This window comes from Amycolatopsis suaedae (assembly GCF_004214935.1).
GTDB lineage: Bacteria > Actinomycetota > Actinomycetes > Mycobacteriales > Pseudonocardiaceae > Amycolatopsis > Amycolatopsis suaedae.
The window spans coordinates 76,063-95,726 of record NZ_SFCC01000021.1; the positions used below are offsets into that span (position 1 = coordinate 76,063).

At 70.5% G+C, this 19,664-nt stretch carries 29 protein-coding genes; 24 read left to right on the plus strand and 5 right to left on the minus strand.

What is annotated here, in order from left to right; translation table 11 throughout:
• The first annotated feature begins 70 nt into the window (after positions 1-70).
• Entirely contained in the window at positions 71-676 is a 606-nt protein-coding gene (locus EWH70_RS32280) for a DUF305 domain-containing protein (RefSeq protein WP_130479362.1), read from the plus strand.
• Here the strand turns inward: EWH70_RS32280 and EWH70_RS32285 are convergent.
• A complete protein-coding gene (locus EWH70_RS32285; RefSeq protein ID WP_130479363.1) occupies positions 642-1,637 on the minus strand; it encodes an EamA family transporter in 996 nt (331 codons plus the stop codon). The genes EWH70_RS32280 and EWH70_RS32285 overlap by 35 nt on opposite strands.
• Entirely contained in the window at positions 1,634-2,467 is an 834-nt protein-coding gene (locus EWH70_RS32290) for a lysophospholipid acyltransferase family protein (protein WP_130479364.1), read from the minus strand. Before EWH70_RS32290 ends, EWH70_RS32285 begins: the two co-directional genes overlap by 4 nt.
• Positions 2,468-2,602: 135 nt before the next feature.
• Here EWH70_RS32290 and EWH70_RS32295 point away from each other — a divergent pair, with 135 nt between their 5' ends.
• From EWH70_RS32295 to EWH70_RS36015, 4 genes are all read left to right on the plus strand, one after another.
• On the plus strand, positions 2,603-5,059 hold the full coding sequence (locus EWH70_RS32295) for a DNA translocase FtsK (protein WP_130479365.1): 2,457 nt from the start codon (positions 2,603-2,605) through the stop codon (positions 5,057-5,059).
• 66 nt (positions 5,060-5,125) lie between these two features.
• Positions 5,126-6,343, plus strand: a complete 1,218-nt coding sequence (locus EWH70_RS32300; RefSeq protein WP_240687342.1) for an AAA family ATPase — start codon at positions 5,126-5,128, stop codon at positions 6,341-6,343.
• Positions 6,340-6,900, plus strand: coding sequence for an RloB family protein (locus EWH70_RS32305; protein WP_130479366.1), 561 nt, complete (start codon positions 6,340-6,342; stop codon positions 6,898-6,900). Before EWH70_RS32300 ends, EWH70_RS32305 begins: the two co-directional genes overlap by 4 nt.
• Before the next feature lie 402 nt (positions 6,901-7,302).
• Positions 7,303-7,959, plus strand: a complete 657-nt coding sequence (locus tag EWH70_RS36015; RefSeq protein ID WP_205669349.1) for a DUF5684 domain-containing protein — start codon at positions 7,303-7,305, stop codon at positions 7,957-7,959.
• Between the two features lie 205 nt (positions 7,960-8,164).
• On the opposite strand, the gene EWH70_RS32315 is transcribed toward EWH70_RS36015, so the two are convergent.
• Genes EWH70_RS32315 through EWH70_RS32325 form a run of 3 tightly spaced genes read right to left on the minus strand, consistent with a single transcriptional unit; the run spans position 8,165 to position 10,678 of the window.
• Entirely contained in the window at positions 8,165-9,376 is a 1,212-nt protein-coding gene (locus EWH70_RS32315; RefSeq protein ID WP_130479367.1) for a tyrosine-type recombinase/integrase, read from the minus strand.
• 45 nt (positions 9,377-9,421) lie between these two features.
• Entirely contained in the window at positions 9,422-10,087 is a 666-nt protein-coding gene (locus tag EWH70_RS32320; protein WP_165436506.1) for a hypothetical protein, read from the minus strand.
• A gap of 60 nt (positions 10,088-10,147) precedes the next feature.
• The gene (locus EWH70_RS32325) at positions 10,148-10,678 is read right to left on the minus strand and encodes a hypothetical protein (protein WP_130479369.1); all 531 of its coding nucleotides are present in this window, start codon (positions 10,676-10,678) and stop codon (positions 10,148-10,150) included.
• A 221-nt stretch (positions 10,679-10,899) separates the two neighbouring features.
• Between EWH70_RS32325 and EWH70_RS32330 the strand changes: the two genes are divergently transcribed.
• From EWH70_RS32330 to EWH70_RS35695, 19 genes are all read left to right on the plus strand, one after another.
• The gene (locus EWH70_RS32330) at positions 10,900-11,226 is read left to right on the plus strand and encodes a hypothetical protein (RefSeq protein ID WP_130479370.1); all 327 of its coding nucleotides are present in this window, start codon (positions 10,900-10,902) and stop codon (positions 11,224-11,226) included.
• Positions 11,223-11,495: an excisionase family DNA-binding protein gene (locus EWH70_RS32335; protein WP_130479371.1), complete on the plus strand. Its 273-nt coding sequence runs from the start codon at positions 11,223-11,225 to the stop codon at positions 11,493-11,495. Before EWH70_RS32330 ends, EWH70_RS32335 begins: the two co-directional genes overlap by 4 nt.
• Before the next feature lie 155 nt (positions 11,496-11,650).
• Entirely contained in the window at positions 11,651-12,058 is a 408-nt protein-coding gene (locus EWH70_RS35675; RefSeq protein WP_165436507.1) for a hypothetical protein, read from the plus strand.
• On the plus strand, positions 12,055-12,426 hold the full coding sequence (locus EWH70_RS32345; RefSeq protein ID WP_130479372.1) for a hypothetical protein: 372 nt from the start codon (positions 12,055-12,057) through the stop codon (positions 12,424-12,426). The genes EWH70_RS35675 and EWH70_RS32345 overlap by 4 nt, the downstream gene beginning before the upstream one ends.
• Complete coding sequence (locus tag EWH70_RS32350) at positions 12,423-12,908, plus strand: hypothetical protein (protein ID WP_130479373.1); 486 nt, start codon at positions 12,423-12,425, stop codon at positions 12,906-12,908. Before EWH70_RS32345 ends, EWH70_RS32350 begins: the two co-directional genes overlap by 4 nt.
• The gene (locus EWH70_RS35680) at positions 12,905-13,060 is read left to right on the plus strand and encodes a hypothetical protein (RefSeq protein WP_165436508.1); all 156 of its coding nucleotides are present in this window, start codon (positions 12,905-12,907) and stop codon (positions 13,058-13,060) included. The genes EWH70_RS32350 and EWH70_RS35680 overlap by 4 nt, the downstream gene beginning before the upstream one ends.
• Entirely contained in the window at positions 13,057-13,209 is a 153-nt protein-coding gene (locus EWH70_RS35685; protein WP_165436509.1) for a hypothetical protein, read from the plus strand. Before EWH70_RS35680 ends, EWH70_RS35685 begins: the two co-directional genes overlap by 4 nt.
• A complete protein-coding gene (locus tag EWH70_RS32355; RefSeq protein ID WP_130479374.1) occupies positions 13,206-13,676 on the plus strand; it encodes a DUF7432 family protein in 471 nt (156 codons plus the stop codon). Before EWH70_RS35685 ends, EWH70_RS32355 begins: the two co-directional genes overlap by 4 nt.
• Positions 13,673-14,680 carry a YqaJ viral recombinase family nuclease gene (locus EWH70_RS32360; RefSeq protein WP_165436510.1) on the plus strand — a complete coding sequence of 336 codons (1,008 nt, stop codon included), beginning with the start codon at positions 13,673-13,675 and terminating at the stop codon, positions 14,678-14,680. The genes EWH70_RS32355 and EWH70_RS32360 overlap by 4 nt, the downstream gene beginning before the upstream one ends.
• A 13-nt stretch (positions 14,681-14,693) precedes the next feature.
• Positions 14,694-15,644, plus strand: coding sequence for a recombinase RecT (locus EWH70_RS32365; protein ID WP_130479376.1), 951 nt, complete (start codon positions 14,694-14,696; stop codon positions 15,642-15,644).
• Between the two features lie 97 nt (positions 15,645-15,741).
• Positions 15,742-16,158: a hypothetical protein gene (locus EWH70_RS32370; RefSeq protein ID WP_130479377.1), complete on the plus strand. Its 417-nt coding sequence runs from the start codon at positions 15,742-15,744 to the stop codon at positions 16,156-16,158.
• A 4-nt stretch (positions 16,159-16,162) separates the two neighbouring features.
• Entirely contained in the window at positions 16,163-16,483 is a 321-nt protein-coding gene (locus tag EWH70_RS32375; protein ID WP_130479378.1) for a hypothetical protein, read from the plus strand.
• Between the two features lie 2 nt (positions 16,484-16,485).
• Positions 16,486-17,166, plus strand: a complete 681-nt coding sequence (locus EWH70_RS32380) for a hypothetical protein (RefSeq protein ID WP_130479379.1) — start codon at positions 16,486-16,488, stop codon at positions 17,164-17,166.
• A 46-nt stretch (positions 17,167-17,212) separates the two neighbouring features.
• Positions 17,213-17,374 (plus strand): hypothetical protein, encoded by a 162-nt coding sequence (locus EWH70_RS35690; protein WP_165436511.1) that lies wholly within the window; start codon positions 17,213-17,215, stop codon positions 17,372-17,374.
• Positions 17,371-17,694, plus strand: a complete 324-nt coding sequence (locus EWH70_RS32385) for a hypothetical protein (RefSeq protein WP_130479380.1) — start codon at positions 17,371-17,373, stop codon at positions 17,692-17,694. The genes EWH70_RS35690 and EWH70_RS32385 overlap by 4 nt, the downstream gene beginning before the upstream one ends.
• Positions 17,691-18,320 carry a hypothetical protein gene (locus EWH70_RS32390; protein WP_130479381.1) on the plus strand — a complete coding sequence of 210 codons (630 nt, stop codon included), beginning with the start codon at positions 17,691-17,693 and terminating at the stop codon, positions 18,318-18,320. Before EWH70_RS32385 ends, EWH70_RS32390 begins: the two co-directional genes overlap by 4 nt.
• Positions 18,317-18,724 (plus strand): hypothetical protein, encoded by a 408-nt coding sequence (locus EWH70_RS32395; RefSeq protein WP_130479382.1) that lies wholly within the window; start codon positions 18,317-18,319, stop codon positions 18,722-18,724. Before EWH70_RS32390 ends, EWH70_RS32395 begins: the two co-directional genes overlap by 4 nt.
• Positions 18,717-19,382 (plus strand): molecular chaperone DnaJ, encoded by a 666-nt coding sequence (locus EWH70_RS32400; RefSeq protein WP_130479383.1) that lies wholly within the window; start codon positions 18,717-18,719, stop codon positions 19,380-19,382. Before EWH70_RS32395 ends, EWH70_RS32400 begins: the two co-directional genes overlap by 8 nt.
• Positions 19,379-19,549 carry a hypothetical protein gene (locus EWH70_RS35695; RefSeq protein ID WP_165436512.1) on the plus strand — a complete coding sequence of 57 codons (171 nt, stop codon included), beginning with the start codon at positions 19,379-19,381 and terminating at the stop codon, positions 19,547-19,549. The genes EWH70_RS32400 and EWH70_RS35695 overlap by 4 nt, the downstream gene beginning before the upstream one ends.
• The last annotated feature ends 115 nt before the right edge of the window (positions 19,550-19,664 follow it).

Sequence of the window (19,664 nt, forward strand, 5' to 3'; positions counted from 1 at the left end):
CGCCCGGCCGGTGACTCTGGGAATCTAGGCGTGTCTTCACCGCCAGGTGTCATTCCCCGAGGAGCAGATCATGTTTGGCATCCAACGACGGCTGGCTTTCGCCGTCGCCGGTTCGGCCGTGGCGCTCGTGCTCGCCGGCTGTTCCGGGTCGGATCAGCACGAAGGCGGCACCGGCGCCGCCACGCCCGAGCAGCCCGCGGCGCCCCAGGTGTCCGCCGAGTTCAACCAGGCCGACGTGGCGTTCGCGGCTCAGATGATCCCGCACCACCAGCAGGCGGTGGACATGGCGGCGCTGGCCGACCAGAAGGCGGGCAGCCCGCAGGTGAAGACCCTGGCGACCCGGATCCGCGACACCCAGGACGCCGAGATCGCCACGCTGTCGTCGATGCTGGAGGTCTGGGGTCAGCCCGCACCCGAGGACCCGGGCCTCGACCACGCCGCGCACCCGGGCATGCTGCCCGACGCCGAGGTCGCCACGCTCGACGGCCTGTCCGGCGCGGAGTTCGACCGCCGGTTCCTCGACCTGATGATCCAGCACCACCGCGGCGCGATCGCCGCGGCCACCGCGCAGCAGGGCGGCGGCAAGAACCCGCAGGCCAAGGAACTGGCCGGGCGCATCATCGCCGAGCAGCAGGGTCAGATCACCGAGATGGAGGGTCTGAAGGCGGGGGTGTGACGGGCAGGGGCTCGGGCGGTGCCTTCTCCGGCGAGTTGAGCTGCACGATCGTGGCGCCGGTGAGCAGCACCGCCGCGCCGAGCACCTGCCACCAGGTCAGTGCCTCGCCGAGCAGGAACCACGCCAGCGCGGTGGCCACCAGCGGCTCGCACAGGCCGAGCACGCTGGCCACCGGCGCGGGCAGGTGCCGCAGCGCGCTGATCCCGGCCAGGTAGGCCAGCACGGTCGACACCAGGGCGACCGCGAACAGCAGTGTCCACACCGGAGGGTGCCACGGGCCGAACTCGGCCGGTGCGGTGAGCACCGTCCCGGGCAGCGTCCACGGCGGCGCGACCACGCACACCGCGACGCCACCGATCACCATGCCCCAGGTGACCATGCCGAGCGGATGCTGGCTGGCCACACCGCGTTCGCCGAGCAGGAAGTAGGCCGCCGAGCAGACCGCGGCGCCGAGCCCGGCGAGCAGGCCCAGCGCGTCCAGCCGCAGCCCCTCCCAGAACTGCGCGACCATCGCCAGCCCGCACAGCGCGAGCGCCGTGCCGAACCACAGCATCCCGGGCAGCCGCACCCTGCGCACGAACCGCACCCACAGCGCGATCAGGATCGGCGAGGTGAACTCCAGCAGGATCGCCACGCCGACCGGAATCCGGGCGGCGGCGACGAAGTAGAGCAGCTGCACCCCGGCCACACCCAGCAGGCCGTACCCGGCCAGCAGCCGCCAGCCGCCCTTCGGCACGCGCAGCAGAGACGGCCGCACCAGGCCGACGCACACCAGCAGCACCACCGCGGACAGCCCGATCCGCGCGGCCGCGACCTGTTCGGGATCGAGCCCGGCGAGCATCGCCGGTTTGCCGATGGCGCCCGAGCTGCCGAAGAACAGCGACGCGAGCAGGATCAGCGCCGTGCCACGGCCACGGTGCGGCACGAACGGGACCGCTCTGGCGGGGGATTCGGCGGTCACGAGCCGGGACGCTCCGGGCGCCACGGGCTGCGGGTGTCGGTGGGCCGGGTCGGGTCGTGGAACCGCGGAACGTCCGGTTCGTCGCGGCGCAGCGGGACCAGCCCGTCGGTGATGGCCCGCATGATCCGCTGGTGTGCCCGCATCCCGGCGCCCGGCCGGTCCGGCTCGACGTCGGACAGGTCCACCGGGGTGCCGAAGTGCACGCGGAACACCGGCCGCCGCAGCGGCGCGGTGAGGCCGGAGCGGGCCAGCGGCACCAGGTCGGCCGGGCCGCTGACGGTCTCGGTGCCCCAGTAGACGGCCTCGTGCGCGCCCCACTGCGAGATCGGGATGACCGGGACGTCCGCCGCGAGTGCCAGCCGCGCGGCGCCGGTCTTGCCGCGTTCGGGCCACAGGCCGGGGTCGTGGCTGATCCGGCCCTCCGGGTAGACGATGATCGGCGCCGTCGACTCCCGCAGCGCCTCGACCGCGGCGGTGAACTGGCCGACCGCCGACTCGGCCTTCTTGCGGTCCACCCGCAGGTGACCGCTCGCCCGCAGCGCCGGGCCGATGACCGGGGCGTCCAGGATGCCGCCCGCCAGCATGAACCGGGGTGCGATCCCGCGCCTGCGGCAGGCCGCCATCAGCACGAACGGGTCGAACACGCCGATGTGGTTGGCTGCCATCAGCATCGGCCTGCCGAGTAGCTCGGGCGGGATCCGGCCGGTGATCTTCAGCCTGCCGACCAGGTTGACCAGGCCGTGGTCGATGGCGAGCATCGTGCGCCAGATGGCCGGGGCTCGCTCGATCCGGCCCTCGTTCCCGTCTCCGTCGCGTCGAAGGGCGAACATGGGCAGAGCATGTCATGCACGACCGTGTCCGGTTCACCCGGTTGGCGGGGCGGGTGTGACGGACGTGGCGATTGTTTCGGCTGCGCTGCGAGTGGCACGCGTGGAGAATGAGGCGTTCCGGTTTACCGTGGAGACATGGCTGGGTCGGCGACGAAGGGTCGGAGCGCGGGGCGCCAGAAGGGCAGGGCACCCGCCCGTGGATCCACGCGTGCCCGGCGGCCCGCTCCGAAGCCCACCCGGGCACGCAAGTCCGGGGGCGGCGGGTTCGCCAAGGCCGTGCGTGGCACGTGGAACCTGCTGGCCAAGGGCGTCGGAAGCCTGGCCAGGGCGGTCGGCAGGGGCCGGGAGCTGGAGCCCGAGCACCGCCGCGACGGCGTCGCGCTCGCGCTGCTGGCGCTGGCCATCATCGCCGCGGTCGGCGTCTGGTGGCAGGCCGCGGGGCCGATCGGCGGCTGGGTACTGATCGGTGCCCGGACCGTGTTCGGGGCGGGCGCGGTCACGTTGCCGCTGGTACTGACCGTCATCGCCGTCGCGCTGATGCGCTCGGAGCCCAAGCCGGAGACCCGGCCCCGGCTGGTCATCGGCTGCCTGCTCATCGGGTTCGGGCTGCTGGGCCTGCTGCACCTGTTCAACGGCCTGCCCGAGGCCAACGACGACCGCATGTACGCCGGCGGCTTCCTCGGATTCCTGTCCGGCGGCCTGATCGCCAAGGGTGTCACCACCTGGGTGGCCGTCCCGCTGCTGTTCCTCGCGCTCGGGTTCGGCGTGCTGGTGTCAACCGGCACGCCGGTGCGGCAGATCCCGTCGCGGCTGCGCGACTGGGGGCTGGACCCCGACGAGGTCGCCGAGGCCGAGGCGGAACGGCAGCGCATCGCCGAGGAGCGGGCCGCCGTCACCGCGGCCGACCCGAAGTCGGCGCGGTTGCGCAAGCCGTCGCGGCGCCGTCAGGCGGCGAACGCCGACGAGCCCGAGCAGCTCGACATCGAGGCCGCGCTGGCCGAGCCGCCCACCCCGCACCGGCCGCCGAAGAAGGCGCCTGCCGAGGTGCCCGAGCGCAAGCAGAAGAAGGCCGAGCCCGCGCTGGCGGTCACCCGCACGGTGGAGGGCGACTACCAGCTGCCGCCCGCCGAGCTGCTCACCCTCGGGGACGCGCCGAAGACCCGCAGCAAGGCCAACGACGCGATGATCGAGTCGATCACCGGGGTGCTGGAGCAGTTCAATGTGGACGCCCAGGTCACCGGGTTCACCCGCGGTCCGACGGTCACCCGCTACGAGGTCGAGCTGGGACCGGGGGTGAAGGTCGAGAAGATCACCGCGCTGACCAAGAACATCGCCTACGCGGTGGCCACCGACAACGTCCGGCTGCTGGCGCCCATCCCCGGCAAGTCCGCCGTCGGTATCGAGGTGCCCAACTCCGACCGCGAGATGGTGCGGCTGGGCGACGTGCTGCGCTCGCCGAAGGCGGCCAAGGACAACCACCCGATGGTCATCGGGCTGGGCAAGGACATCGAGGGGCACTTCGTCACCGCGAACCTGACGAAGATGCCACACCTGCTGGTGGCCGGGTCGACCGGCTCCGGTAAGTCCAGCTTCGTCAACTCGATGCTGGTGTCGCTGCTGGCCAGGGCGACGCCGGAGGAGTGCCGGATGATCCTGATCGACCCGAAGATGGTCGAGCTGACGCCGTACGAGGGCATCCCGCACCTGATCACGCCCATCATCACCCAGCCGAAGAAGGCCGCGGCGGCGCTGGCCTGGCTGGTGGAGGAGATGGAGCAGCGCTACCAGGACATGCAGGCCAACCGGGTCCGGCACATCGACGACTTCAACCGCAAGGTCCGCTCCGGCGAGATCACCGCGCCGCCGGGCAGCGAGCGGGAGTACCGGCCCTACCCGTACATCATGGCGATCGTCGACGAGCTGGCCGACCTGATGATGACCGCGCCGCGCGACGTCGAGGACGCCATCGTCCGGATCACGCAGAAGGCGCGGGCCGCGGGCATCCACCTGGTGCTGGCCACGCAGCGGCCGTCGGTCGACGTGGTGACCGGCCTGATCAAGACGAACGTGCCGTCGCGGCTGGCGTTCGCCACGTCGTCGCTGACCGACTCGCGGGTCATCCTGGACCAGCCGGGCGCGGAGAAGCTGATCGGCATGGGCGACGCGCTGTACCTGCCGATGGGCGCGGGCAAGCCGGTCCGCGTGCAGGGCGCGTTCGTCGGTGACGACGAGATCAGCTCGATCGTCAACTACACCAAGGAGCAGGCGCAGCCGGAGTACACCGACGGCGTCACCGCGGCCAAGCCGGGCGAGAAGAAGGAGATCGACCCGGACATCGGCGACGACCTGGAGGTCCTGCTGCAGGCCGCCGAGCTGGTGGTCACCTCGCAGTTCGGGTCGACGTCGATGCTGCAGCGCAAGCTGCGGGTCGGCTTCGCCAAGGCGGGCAGGCTGATGGACCTGCTGGAGAGCAGGGGAGTGGTCGGCCCGTCGGAGGGCTCGAAGGCCCGCGACGTGCTGATCAAGCCGGAGGAACTGGACTCGGTCCTGCACCTGATCCGGGGCGGCCCCGCCCCCGACGACGAGGAGTAGCCTCCTGGAGGATGTTTCGGGCCGTTCTGTGCGGTTTACTTGCACGGAACGAGCCCAAGCTGCTCGATGGAGGTGTTTCAGGTGCTGAAGAGCTTCCGGCTCGGCAACCACCGGTCGTTCCGGGACGAGCACGAGCTGCTGCTGATGCCCGCCCTGCCGGGCGACGACCGGACGGCGGTTCCGGTGGCGGCCATCTACGGCGCCAACGCCTCCGGCAAGTCCAACCTGCTCGACGGCCTGGCGTTCATGGTCAGCGCGGTCCGTTACTCCTTCAGCCGGTGGGGTTCGGAGTCCGCGCCACGCCGGCCGTTCCGGCTGGATCCGGCAGCCAGGGAAAGGCCGTCGGTTTTCGTGGCGGAGTTCGTCGCGGGCGACGTGCCCTATACCTACGGGTTCACGCTCGACGACACCGAGGTCCGTGAGGAGTGGCTGTACTCGTTCCCGGAGAAGCGCAAGCGGATCGTCTTCGAGCGGACGGGTGCGGCGATCAGGTTCGGCAGCACCGTCGCCGACACGAAGGCGAAACTCGACGTCCTCGAAGAACTGATCAGGCCGAACGTCCTGTTGCTCAGTGTGTGCGCCAGTCTGAAACTGGATCAGCTCATGCCCGCCTACGACTGGTTCCGGGCCGTACCGGAGCTGCTGCCGAGTCAGGCGGCGTCAATGCCGTCCAGCTCGCTCGCTCAACGGCTTGCCCATTTCGTTGAGGGGCCCCAGGACAGATCTGACCTGCTGATGCCGTTGCTGTCGGCCGCCGATGTGGGGATCACGGGTATCGACGTCATCAAGACCACCGACCCGAAGAACGGCAGGCGGTACTACGACGTCAGGTTCCGGCACGGCGCCGACTACGAGCGGTTCGAGTTGAACGACGAATCAGCGGGTACGCGGAGCTGGCTGGAGCTGTTGCTGGTTCTGCTGCCGGTGCTCGACACCGGCAGCCTGGCGCTCGTCGACGAACTCGACAGGAGCCTGCACCCGCTTCTCACGGCGAAGCTGATCGGCCTGTTCAAGGATCCGGAGACCAACCCGCACGGCGCGCAGCTGATCTTCACCACCCACGACACCAGCCTGCTCGGCACCATGCTCGGCGACCAGGTGCTCGACCGGGATCAGATCTGGTTCGTCGAGAAGCAGGCCGACGGCGCGAGCACGCTCTACCCGCTGACCGACTTCAAGCCCCGCAAGGAGCAGAACACCGAGCGGCGCTACCTGGCGGGCAGCTACGGCGCGGTGCCGGTGCTGGACCGGCAGGACTTCGTCGACGCCGTCCTCGGCCGATGACCCGGCGCACCAACTCCGGTTCACGGAGGGCGGCGTTCCGCGAGGAACGCACGACGGTCCTGGTGGTCTGCGGTGGTCTGGTCACCGAGCCGGCCTACTTTCGCGGGCTGAAGCGGGACCGGCGCAATCCGGCGGTCGGCGTCGAGGTCCTCGCCAAGGGGGTGGACCCGCTCTCGCTGGTCCGGCACGCCGCGAAGCGGCGCGACACGGGCGACTTCGGCCAGGTGTGGTGTGTGGCGGACGTCGACGAGTTCGACCTTGGGCCAGCGGTCGTCGAGGCCCGTCGGGCAGGTGTCGAGCTGGCCGTGTCCAATCCGTGCTTCGAGTACTGGTTGCTGCTGCACTTCGAAGCGTGCGTCGCGCCGCTGCCCGCCTACGGGCAGGTGGAACGACGCCTGCGCCGTCATGTCCCCGGGTACGACAAGTGCGCGCTGAGCTTCGCCGACTACGCCGCCGGAGTCGACAACGCCGTCCAGCGGGCCGCGGACCGCGGTGGTGATCATCGACTGAACCCCTCGACGGGCGTGGGCGGGCTGGTCAGCCTGATCACCCGGTAGCCGCCCCCGCGAGTCGTACGTTCTCCCGCGCGAGTCGTCAGCAGGTACGCGCGAGTTGTACGTTCCGGCGCGCCCGAGTGGTCAACTCGCGGGGCCGGAACGGTGGACTCGCGGAGGCCGAGTGGTGGACTCGCGCCGCTTCGTGCGAGTCCACCGCCGGTGCACCGCGAGTTGGCCGCTCAAGGCCGCCGAGTTGCGCACTCGGCCCCCAGCGCGCCGACTCGGCGCCGCTCCGAACGCCGAACTCGCGCGTGGGAACGTACGACTCGCGCGGGAGAACGTACGACTCGCGGTCGTAGGGCACGACTTGGCGACGAGGTTGTGGGAAATACGCACGCCGGGTGTCACACCTTGACATACTCCGCGGGCGCGTGACGCCTTGAGCAAGGAAGGACAACCCGAGTGGACAGTGAAGCTGCGGCCATCGGTGGAATCGTCGGCGGCCTGATCGGGCTTGCCGTCATCATCGTCTTGATCGCCGCGATGTGGAAGGTCTTCAGCAAGGCCGGCCAGCCCGGCTGGGCCGCGATCGTCCCGATCTACAACACCTACGTGATGCTCAAGATCGTCGGCAGGCCGGGCTGGTGGCTCGTGCTCATGCTCATCCCGGTCGTCAACTTCGTCATCGCCATCATCGTGATGCTCGACCTGGCGAAGTCGTACGGCAAGAGCGTGGTGTTCGCGATCTTCGGCCTGATCATCTTCCCGTTCGTCGGGATGCTGATGCTCGGCTTCGGCGGTGCCCGCTACCAGGGCCCGGCCGCCGCGGTCGGCATGCCCGGTCAGCCCGGTCAGCCCGGCGGGTTCCCCGGCCAGCCGTACCAGCCCGCCTACCAGCCGCAGCAGGGCTACCCGGGCCCGCAGGGACACCCGAACCAGCCGGGACCGCACACCGGCCCCCAGGGGTTCCCGCAGCAGCCCGGCCAGCCGGGGCCGGGCACCGGCCCGCAGGGCTTCCCGCAGCAGCAGTACCCCGGCCAGCAGGGTCAGCCGGGGCAGCCGGGACCGCAGGGCCAGCCGGGCGGCTACCCGGGTCAGCCGGGACCGTACGGCCAGTGACGGCAGCGGGCCCGTCCCGCGAGCGGGACGGGCCCGGTGACGCCGGCTCAGCTGGCGCCGAACTTCCGTACGGCCTGGTAGTGGAACCTTCTCCATCTCAGTCCTTCTCATTGGATCTACCTGCGGGGGAACCCCGTCGGTCTCCATCTCGCTCCACCTCATTCCCTGACGTTTGTGGACCATTTGTGGACCACGATTCGTGGCTTCAGCCGGTCCCCTCGCCCTGGTCGAACAGCGATTCCAGGGCGCCGGCCGTCGCCTCGTTGGCCTTCCTCTTCCTCCGGTAGTGCCTCTCGACGACTGCCGGCGTGTTGCCGAGCTGGTCCGCGATCGCCGTCAACGGAGTGCCCTGTTCATCGAGATGAGTGCCGACCGTGTGCCGGAACACGTGCGAAGCGATGTGCGGGTAGCCGATGTCGTCGCACACTGTCCGGAACCGCTTCGTGACGTTGGTGATGAACTGCCACTGCCCGTTCCACGACGGGAACACCGGCCCGCCGCCCGACTCCAGCTTGCGTCGGCGCCACATCGGAACCGACCACGACGGGACCACAATCACTAGGCCGTCCTTGCGGCCCTTGCGCAGCGGCATGCGCACCATGCCCTGTCCCCTTACCCACACCAGGTGGTGGTCCAGCACCACCGTCTGGTTCGTCGGGTCGATGTCGTCACCGATCACCGCGAGCACCTCGCCGATGCGGCCGCCGGTCGACAGCATCCCGTCGCCGATGTCGGGCAGGTCGGTCCAGGCGCGCGCTCGCACGCCCAGCTTCGAGTCGCCCTTCGCCGCGCAGTACGCCGCGAGCTTGGCACGGAAGTCGCCGCGCTCGGCCGGCTCCAGGACCACGATCTCGCCCCTGGATGGGACCTCGACCGGTTCGACCTCACGTACTGGGTTGACCGTCATCGCGCCATGCCGCACCGCGTAGCCGGCGATACCGGAGCACACGGTCTTCATCTTCTTCGCCGTGCCTGCCCCGTCAGCGTCGTACACGGCCTTGATCGCGTTGTCGAAGGCGGTAACGGACGCTTCGCGGCACGCCAGCTCACCCAGCCGCGGCTTGACGCGCGTCCTGACCAGCGCCTCGTAGTCGTACAGCGACTTCGGCGACCGCTTGCCCTGGTCGACCTTGCGCCTGAACTCGGCCAGCCACAGTTCGGCGACGTGCGCGATCCGGGTGGACGCGTCGATGACACCGCCCGTGGCCTCCTTCTCCAGCGCGGCCATCTTCTTCTTCAGCGCGTTGCGCGCCGCAGTCGCTGACGCGCCCCGGGCGCGGGGCCGGCGCATGGCACCGTTGGCCATGCGGAACCGGGCCCGCGCTTCGAACACCGCTGGTTGTCCCGGGGACTTCTCCCGCAGCTGGGTGACCTTGATCTTGCCGTAGGTGCCGATCACAGTCCGAGGTCTGGCCATCAGATCACCGACCGCGGCGAGCGAGAAGCGCCGTGCGCGGACTGGTCAGGAGACGTCGCCGAGCAGAGGCAGCCGGACACACACCTCGGCAACCGGGTCGACATGCAGCTGGATGACGCAGGCGTCGCTGCTCGGCGGCGGGGCGTCATCGTCTGGCCCGTCGTCGGGCAGGCTGGGGGTGGTTGTGGGGCCCGTGGTGGGCAGCGGCAGGGGGGCCGGTCCTGTGGACCGTGGGCGCAGCTGGGTAACGGTTGCCGGCGGACGCTCGCCCGGTGCAGCGAGGGACGACAGCGGCGGCGTGCTGACGCCGGGCGGCAGCACGGCAGGCGGCGCGGGCGGCGGGGCGACCGGGGGCTTCGCCGGCGCGGTTGGTGCGGACGTCGGCCCGGCTTGCTCGGTGCCGCGGTTGGGCGGGTTGGCCATCACGAGGAACGACACGGCGCTGATCGCGGTGGCCGCGGCTGTCGTGGCGACCGCCCCGGCCGGGTGTCTGTCGACGCGTTCGCGTAGCCAGGCCGCGGCGGACATCATCACCGCGATGATCTTGGCGAGCCACATCCGTCGCCCCCGGGGCCGCTGCGCAAGCTGGTCGATCTGTTCGTAGGCCTCGATCTTCCGCTTCTGCTCCTGGGTGCGCCGGAGTAAATACCCACAGATTACGGAGAGTGCGAGAGTGGTAATTCCAGTCAGCGTAGCGATCACGTATGCCATGCCCGGAGCGTCTACATCCGGGGCTGCCGTGTGACGGGATGTCATCGAAGTGTTGCATTTTCAACCCGACTGTCGCATTTGTTTGCCTGCCCTAAGCTCATCCGGCGTAGCGTCCTCGTCACCAGCGGTTTCCTCGCGTTCCAGGCGCTCCCGCCGTTCGAAGATCTTCCTGAGTCGGTAGTTCACGCTGACGTCGGTGAAGCCCCAGATCTCGAACTCGACCTCGTCGCGCGGAAAGAACTGGATATCCGGCGTAGTGACAGCGACGGACTCACGTTTCGCGCTGGTGTTCGGTTGGTCGTCGGCCTGTTCGCTGATGGTGGGAATCGGGCCGCCTTCGAGAATGGTCTTAGGCGTGTCCTCGGTCCAGCCCGGCAGCGTGCGGCCGACGGCGAAGAGGATCGACTGGCCGACGCCGGGTTCGCCGCCTTCGAGTAGTTCGAGGCTCCGAACGCTGATGCCGCCGCACGCTCGCGCGAAGTCGGTTCGGTAGGTCCAGCCGGCCGCCTCTCTCGCCTTGGCAACGGCGTCCCCGAGGCGCGCGCGGGCGGCGGGCGGGTAGTCGCGGGTGCGTAGCTTGCGCGTGGCCATACGTGCATGGTCCCGCATGCCCGTACACAGCACCACCCTCCGCGGACGATGTCGTCTTCGATGCCTGCGTGGGTGCTCACCCCGAGCGTGCCTCATGGTCCCGCATGCTAACGCATGGTTCCGCACCTGCACAACCCGTCTGTCGTCCACTAACTGTCAATAATTCGTGTTAATGCGGTCCATGACTTGACCGGTCCCGCATGGTCCCGCATGATTTGAGCATGCCCATGCTGAACGGTTCGGTCGTGAAGCACCGCGTGGCGCAACTCGGACGGGGCCGGGATGCGCTCCGGAAGATCGCGGAGGCGACCGACATCCCCTACGGCTCGCTGCGCAACGCGGTCGGCGGCCGGCAAGAGCTCGGCCTCCCGCGCTGCTACACCCTCGCCGAGGCCCTGGAGCTGACGGTCCGCGAGATCCTCGCCGACCCCGACGGCGTGCCGGACCTTCCGCCGGAGCAGCCGAAACGCCCCAAGTCGCCGCCCAAGCGCCAGGACAAGGAGCAGGACCGCAAGGGTCCGCGCCGTAACACGGTCGGTGTGCGGTGAGTGCCCGGCTGGCCGAGGCGGTCGACGCCCTGCGCGAGGAGGTCCGCCAACTCCGGAAGGCCGCGCAGGCTCCGGCTCGTGCCACGTGGACCCCGTCGGAGGTCGCCGAGAAGCTCGGCATTCCCTACGACACCGTGCTGGCGCTGATCCACTCCGGCGAGCTCGGCCACATCAAGGCGGGCCGCTACTACCTCGTGCCGGATGAGGAGCTGCGGAAGTACCTCGCTGCCGTCACGCGCGGCACCGCCCAGCTCCGGGACGCGTCGTGACCGCCTCCGGCTCCTGGTTCTGCACGTGGTGCGGCAAGCCCGTGTCGCAGCTCCCATGCCCGCACTCGGGGTGCCCGAGCAGGAAGTAAGACGGCGGCCCCGTGCGCCTACACGGGACCGCCTGCCACGAGAGATCAACTCGAAAGGAACCTCTCATGACGAAGAAGCAGCCTACCGGCCCCCGACGGGAGCGGGTCGTGCTCAACGAGGGCGCGCCGGAGAAGGGCGCGATCGGGACCGAGGACTGGGCGACGGCCGAGTACAAGGCCGCGCAGCAGCGCGCCGAAGAGCGGCTTCGTGAGCAGGCCGAGCTGGTGACGCTGCGCGAGGCGCCGGGGCTGGTGCTGCCGCTGCTGGCCGACCAGGCGGTGCGGCCGTGGAACCTGCTGGGCGGGCCGGTGCTGGCGGTGATGGGGGCGCGGATCGCCGAGGCGGACGACCCGGGGGAGTTGCCGGGCGGGTATCGGGCGTCGGAGCCGCGCGGCCGTTGTGCGCTGCTGGCGGCGGCCTCGGTCGTCGTGTTGGCGGCCGTCGTGCTGCTGGTGCTGGGCGGTGCCCGATGACGACCTCCACGATCACGGCCCGGTACCAGGCCATGTCGACCACGGCACTGGGCCACCGCGCCGACCAGCTGGCCCGTCGTGTATGTGAGGGCAGGCCCGTCGAACTCGACGACCGCCAGGCTGTCCTGGACGAGCTGCACGCCCGCGCGCTCGCCGAGGACGCCACGCGGGGGACGGTGAATGCCCCGACGCGACCGAACGTCGTCTCGGTGCGAGGCGGTGCTGTGCACCGGCCGTGGGCAACGTTGCAGGACCCATGGCCGCTGTGCCGCACGGGTTCCCAGATGCACCGGAACACCCGATACACGACCACGAACCGGCCGGTGACCTGCCGCAACTGTGGCCCGGACAACGGTGGTGCCCGATGACGCGCACCGTGCCCCGGATGGGCGGACAGCACCGCCTCGGTCGGACCGAGTACCGCGTCCGCGAGCTGTGGAACCTGTACGGCGGCGGCGAACCCTTCCCGCGCGGCCGCCACAAGCACCGCCCGGACGACGAGCGCCCGCAGCGCTGGTGGTCCCGCCGCCCGGCCGTCCCCGTCGAGACCGACGCCGAGCGGACCGACGTCCTGCCCGCGGTCGCCCTACCCGGCGCCGCGCTCGCCGCCGAGGTGCGGCGGCTCGGCGGCCAGCCGGTCGAGGCGTACGACATCGTGCCCGTGCCGTGCCCGTGGTGCATCGCCGTCGACGCAGTGAGCTGCTGCCGGGTCGTCGGAGACCCGGACAACCCGCTCCCGGACCACGAGCAGCACGCCTGCTGGTCGTGCCTGCCGGTCGCCATCGACGAGGCCGCTTTCCGCCGCCCCTACGAGTCGGATGCCGATTTGCTGGTGGAGGTGCCCGCATGAGGAGGCGAGACAAGGACACCTTCGACCCCGATGTCGCGGCCGCGCAGGACTCCGCGAAGAACCCACGCGGCTGCAAGTCGTGCAACGAGACCGGCACCCGCCCGGGCACTGACTACACCTGCGGCGTGTGCCACGGGACGGGGGAGCTGTGAGCAAACACCCGCGCCTGACTCGCATCGGCGACCAGCTCGACGTCGCCGCCCACTGGTTCATCACCGCCATCGCGTTCCTGCTCGGCGCCGCACTTCTGGGGCTGCTGGCGACCGGGCTCGGCTACCTCCTGGAAGGACTCACCTCATGACCGAGCAGAAGATCACCAAGCGTCCGGAGACGTTCGACGACCTCGACCAGACGGACTTCCGGTACGAGCCGGTGACGGTGTTCAGCCTGGAGGTCCACGTTGGACGCGGTGTGTTGGCGGCCGCGGAGACTCTGCTGGACCGGCTGCGCATGGTGCACCCGGAGTTGGACCTCGACACGTCGGGGAGGACGTGGACCGCGAAGCGGCCGCGCAACGAGGACGAGAAGGCGAAGGCACTGGTCCAGGCGCAGGCCGAGTGGGATCGGCGCGACCGTGAACGGGCCGAGGCCGAGCAGCGTTCGGTGTTGAAGGTCGGCGACGACTTCGACCCGGGCACCGTCGTCTCGGAGTGCTCGCTGATCCATTCTGATGGCCCGCCGTGCTCCCTGGGCTACGGCCACGCGGGGGACCACATCGAGGTCGTCGCCGGGCAGGTTGCCACGATCACGCCGAGGCGGTCACGGTGATCGACGCCTCCGTTGCCGAGCTGGTCTTGCCGCCGGGTGCTGACCGCGCCCGGTGGCTGGCCGCCCGGCGTACGGGGGTCGGCGGGTCGGACGTGTCCACTCTGGTCGGTCTGACCCGCTACACCTCGCCCTACGAACTGTGGCTCGACAAGACCGGCGCCCTGCCGCTGGTCGACGACGTGCCGTCCGAGGCCGCCGAGATGGGCCAGCTGCTGGAACCGGTGGTACGGGACCGGTTCGCCCGCGTGCACCACCTGGCCGTCACCCAGGTCGGAACGTACCGGTCGAGGGAATGGCCGTGGATGCTGGCCAACCCGGACGGGGTGTGCTCGGACGGCGCCGGATACGAGGGCAAGACGTGTTCGCACTGGGTGGCACACGAGTGGGCCGACGGGCAGACCGCCGACCATGCCGAGCTGCAGGCGCAGTGGGGCATGGCCGTCACCGGCCTGTCCCGCTGGCACGTCGCCGTGCTCATCGCCGGGCAGCGCAACGAGTACCGGGTGATCGAGCGGGACGACGAGCTGATCGGCGTCCTGGTCGACGTGTCCCGCCGGTTCTGGCACGACCACGTCCGGGCCGGTGTGCCGCCGGAGTGGGGCGGCTCGGACGCCGCCACCACCTACCTGAAGGACCGCTACAGCGTCGGCGACATCGACAGCGTCGTCGAGATCGACGCCGGCGACCGGGACGAGCTGGCGGCCGAGCGCGACAAGGCGGCTGCCGCGCTGAAGGCGGCCGAGGCCGTCGACGCCGCGGTGCGCAACCGCGTGCGCGGCCTGCTCGGTGACCGGGAACAGCTGGTGTGCGGCGACCAGGTTGTCGCCACGTGGACCAACACCGGCCGGTTCCTGCCCGACCGGTTCATGCGCGACCACCCGGAGCTGGTGGCCGCCTACACCGAGCCGGTCACCGCCGACGTGATCGACGTCGACCGGCTCGCCGCCGACCACCCCGACATCTACCGCGCATGCCGTACACGCGTGCTGCGGTTCACGAACTGAGAGGACTGTCTACATGGGACGCGAGTTGACCCGCCGGGTGCAGGAGAACACCGCCCCGGCCGCCGAGGACCAGAAGAAGGACGCGCCGCCGTCGCTCGGGCAGCGGATCACCGCGTTGCGGGACCAATTCCAGCTGGCCATGCCACGCGGTGCCGAGGCAGCGCAGCTGGTGCGCGACGCGCTCACCTGCCTGCGCACCACACCGAAACTCACCATGTGCGACCCGGACTCGGTGCTCGGCGGGCTAATGACCTGCGCGCAGCTGGGCTTGCGGCCCGGTGTGCTCGGCCATGCCTGGCTGCTGCCGTTCTGGGACAAGAACTTGGTGTGGACCGATGAGAATGGTCGTACGAGGCGCGGGGGCCACCGCGCCCAGCTGATCATCGGCTACCAGGGCTACCGCGAACTCGCCCAGCGAACGGGACAGATCGCGACACTCACCGGCCGGGTCGTGCACGAGCACGACCAGTTCGACCTGGAATATGGGCTGGCCGACAACATCGTGCACAGGCCGCGGCTCGACGGCCCGCGCGGTGAGGCGGTCGGGTACTACGCGGTCGTCAAGTACACCAGCGGCGGCTACAACCTCTGGCACCTGAGCAAAGCCGAGGCCGAGGAGCACCGCGACCGCTTCGCCATGGCCCGCAACAAGGCCGGTGAGGTAGTCGGTCCGTGGCGGGACAACTTCGACGAGATGGCCGTCAAGACCGCGTTCCTGCGCCTCGCCCGGTGGATGCCCAAGTCGACGGAACTCGCCAGCGCGATCGAGGCCGACGGCTCGGTCCGCGTCGACCTCACCCCGGACAACCTCGACGCCATGCTCCACGCCGAACACCCGGAGCCCGACGCCATCGACGGCGAGGTCGTCGACGAGCAGGGCCAGGCCGACGGCGACCCGCTGCGGCCGGACGACCCGGACCTGACTGCCCACCTGAACAAGCAGGAAGGCGGCGGCACATCGTGACCACGATCCCCACGCCGCCCGCCCCTGGCTGTCTGCGCACGGCCGCTGGCCTCCTGGCGCTAGTCCTGGCCGTGCTGCTGCTGATCGGGCGTGTCACATGATAACGACCCGTCTCGCCGCGTCCGTGGCCATCGAGGAGCACCGCCAGCGGCACCGCCTGTCCCAGTCGGACCTGGCGTACGTGTGCGGCCTCGACGACATCCCCGTCCTGCACATCACGCCCGGCAACGTCGCCGCGTTCCTGGCGTGGGCCCGCACGGTGCAGGCCAACGCGGTGTTCGCCGTCCGCGCCGGCCGGGTGGTCGTGTGGGGCCGGATCGGTGGTCGGGATGTGTCGCTGGTCGTGGCCGTCGACCCGGCGCGGCTGGCTGAGTCCGGTGTGGACGGCATGGTCGACCTGTCCACGGTCGCCCGGCTCGCCGAGGCGCCCGTCGTTGTGTGCCCGTGGTGCCGGGCGGTCACTACCGATGCGTCCCACCCGGCCAGCTGCCCGCAGAAGCCGAAGGGCGCGTGACCCGATGAACGCACGGGAACTGTTGGCCTCGCAGCGTGACGTGATGCACGTCGAACTACAGGACTGCGACAGCGACCATCCGCATGTACGGGAGTACGCCGCCCGGTGGGGTAGGGCACTGCAAGCCGTGCTCGACGTCGCCGACAGGTTGGCTGGCTACGCCAACAGCGACACATCGGAAGAGGCCCGGGAGGCGTTCGACGACTCGCAGGCCGAGATCCGCCGCGCAATCACCACCGAACTGTCCAAGGAGGAGTCCACCACCCTGTGGGCCGCCGCCCGGCTGGTGCAGAAGGCCATCGACAAGCTGCCCGAGGACGACTAGCCATGGCCGATTACGACATGGCGCAGCGGTTCGCCCGCGACACCGCCCACCACCAGATGACCATCGCCCACGATGACGGCCTCTACCGCCACGTGCAGTTCCGCAACCCGCAGCGGAGCTGGCACTACTGGTTCGATCTGATCACCGTGCCCGGCGCGTTGATCTTCCAGGGCGACGGCGAGAGCTTCGTGTTTCGTCGCGTGGACGACATGTTCACGTTCTTCCGGGGCGGCGGGTACGACGGAGAACCGAACCTCAGCTACTGGGCCGAGAAGGTCACCAGCGATTCCAGGAACATCCAGCGCTACAGCGAGACGAAGTTCGTCCAGACCGTGCGTGAGCATCTCGTCGAGTCGATCCGGTACCGCCACGTGCCACCCGGCACCAGCCGGGCGCTCATCGAGTACGCCGCGGACTACGACCTGACGTTCGAGGCGAACGCCCGCGAGATGCTCGAAACCTTCTCGTACAAGGGCTTCGGCTTCCCCGACGCCTGGGAGTTCGACTTCCGCACGCACTACTGGTGGTTCGAGTGGGCGTGCCACGCGATCGTCTGGGGCATCGGCCAGTACGACGGCAACCCCGCCCGCCCGATGCCGCCCGCCGAGGAAACCCGGCCGCCTGAGCCGATCCGGCCGCCTCGGATGGTGGACGTGCACCTACCGGCGATGGCCAATGAGTAGACCGTCGCGTCCGCCCCACCCGTGCCCATGTGGCTGCGGCACTCCGGTGCCACACCACCGGTACAGCTGCTACGCCAGCTGGCAACGACTCCCCGGCGAGCTGAAGCGCGCCATCACCGCGAACCGCGGCCGCGACCTGCTCGCGCACGCCGAGGCCATGCACGCCGCCCGCCGCTGGTTCGACGACAACCCCAGGAGGCCCCGGTGAACGCCTACGACTACGAGTGCTGCCAGAAAGCCCGCGGCCTGAGCTTCCCCGGGCTGATCATGGCCGCGATGTTCGCCGCGACCGAGCCGGAGTTCGCCAGGCTCCGGGCCGCGTTCCCGGAGATCTACGCTGAACTCCAGGTCCATGAGTCCACACCCGGACCGGGTGACCGGGTCCGGGTGGTGTTGCGCGACACCGGCGAGGTCTACGCCGACGCCACCCCGGTCGACGCCGACGGCTCCTACCACGGGCGCCCGCTCGTCGAGGCCGGGCAAGCCGTCGTCGCCAAGCGCAAGTGGTCGCTGCGGAGGCGGCCATGACCACCACCATGCCCGGCATCCCGGACCCGAGCACCGTGCTACGCCGCGTCGACAACCGGCTCGCCACACGCGCCGGTGACGACCCGCTGCCCCCAGAGACGATCGACGAATTCGCCGAGGCCGTCCGCCGCCAGATCATGGAACCGCTCGCGGCCGGCGCCGCCGCCCCGGTCGACGACGGCGAGCTGGAGGAGCTGCGCGGCCAGCTCGCGGACGCCGAGCAGCGCGCCACCACCGCGACCACCGACCTCGCCGACCTGCGCCGCCAGCTGGACGAGCTCGCCGACGTCCAGGCCCGCGCCGAGGTGTACCGGCAGGAACGCGACGCCGAGGCCGCGGAGAACCAGCGGCTCGCCACGCTCCTCGAGGAGGCAAGGCGGGCCGCCTCCGAGGTGGCGGACGAGCTGGAGCGGGTTCGCGGCGAGGTCCCGGCCGAGGCGGAGCACCGGCACGCCTACCCGTGGGACGACCCGAAGGGCGTTCCCGGCTCCTGTGCCTGTGGGCACGCGTACCCGCGCACGCTGCCGCCGGTCGACACCGACGACGAACCCGAGGCCGCCGCTCCGGAGCCGTGGGCCGGACTGCTCGGCCGGGTCCGCGCTGAGCTGAAGGGCTGGCCAGCATGAGCGTCGACTACGACGACATCCTGGCCCGCAGCATCGACGAGCCCGCCTTCAGCAACGGCACCGAGGGCGACGCGTGGACCGCGAAATGGTGCTGCCGCTGTCTGCGCGACGCCCCGTTCCGGAACATGGGCCGCGGCTCCGGCTGCCCGATCCTGCTTGTCACGATGATGGGCCGCCGACCCGCCGAACTTCTCGATGGCCCGCGCGACGAGCAGGGCCGCTACTCGATGGCCGACCAGTACACCTGTGTCGAGTTCCGCCGACCCGGTGGCGGGGGAGACGGCGAGCCCCATCCCCGGCCGGAACCGCCGGGGATGGACGGCCTGTTCCCGCGCCCGGACCGTGCCCGCCGCATGTACGTCCAGCCGGACGCCGTGCCGACGGAGGTGAGCGTCGATGCCTGACTTGCGCTACCAGATCGAACCGATGCGGTCGTGGCCGTACCCTGCCGGAGCGCCGCGCCCGTCGCCGTTTCGTGCGACCTGGTCCGACACGCTGGCCCTGCTCGGCCGGGAGCTGGATTACCTCGACGTCCAGGGCGCCGTCGCGCTGCGGGTCGTCACCACCGACGCGGACGTCCGCCAGGACGGCATGCTGCGGGCGAACGCCAAGGTGCACCACCGCGGCGTGATCCTGTCGTTCCAGTCGAAGCACGGCCCGCTGTCCTACCCGTGCGCGACCTACACCAACCGCTGGTCCCGCGACCCGGCAGGCTCGCCGTGGCAGGTCAACGTCCGTGCGATCGCGCTCGCACTGGAGGCGCTGCGCAAGGTCGACCGGTACGGCGTGACGTCCAGCGGCGAGCAGTACAGCGGCTGGCGCGCCATCGAAGGCGCGGCGACCACCGGGTTCGACTCGGCCGACGACGCGCTCCAGTGGCTCATCAAGTTCGCCGACATGCCCGACCGCGACGGCGTCGACCCCGCCGTTCGTGAGGCCGTTCCGGTGATGCTGCGCCGTGCCGTGCGGAAGGCGCACCCAGACGTCGGCGGCGACCCGGCCGACTGGGCGCGCCTCGACGCCGCCCGCCAGCTCCTCGACCCGCGTGGCGGTGTGCCGTGAACCGGCGGCAGTGGCGCGAGTTCGCCCGCACCCTGATCGCCACCCTGACCGCCCGCAATCGACAGAACGCCGCACCCGCCCTACCCCGACTCACCGACCTGTGGCAGATGGCCGACGACCGCGCCGCGGCCGAGGCCCACCTACGAAGGAGGAACAGCCGATGGTGAACACCCAGAAGCCCAGAAGGCCGCAACCGCAAGCCGTGATCGTTCAACCGGCCACTTGGGACAGCCTCGTTCGCTGGCTGGAGTCCTGCGGTATCGCGCTGGTGAAGGTGCCCAC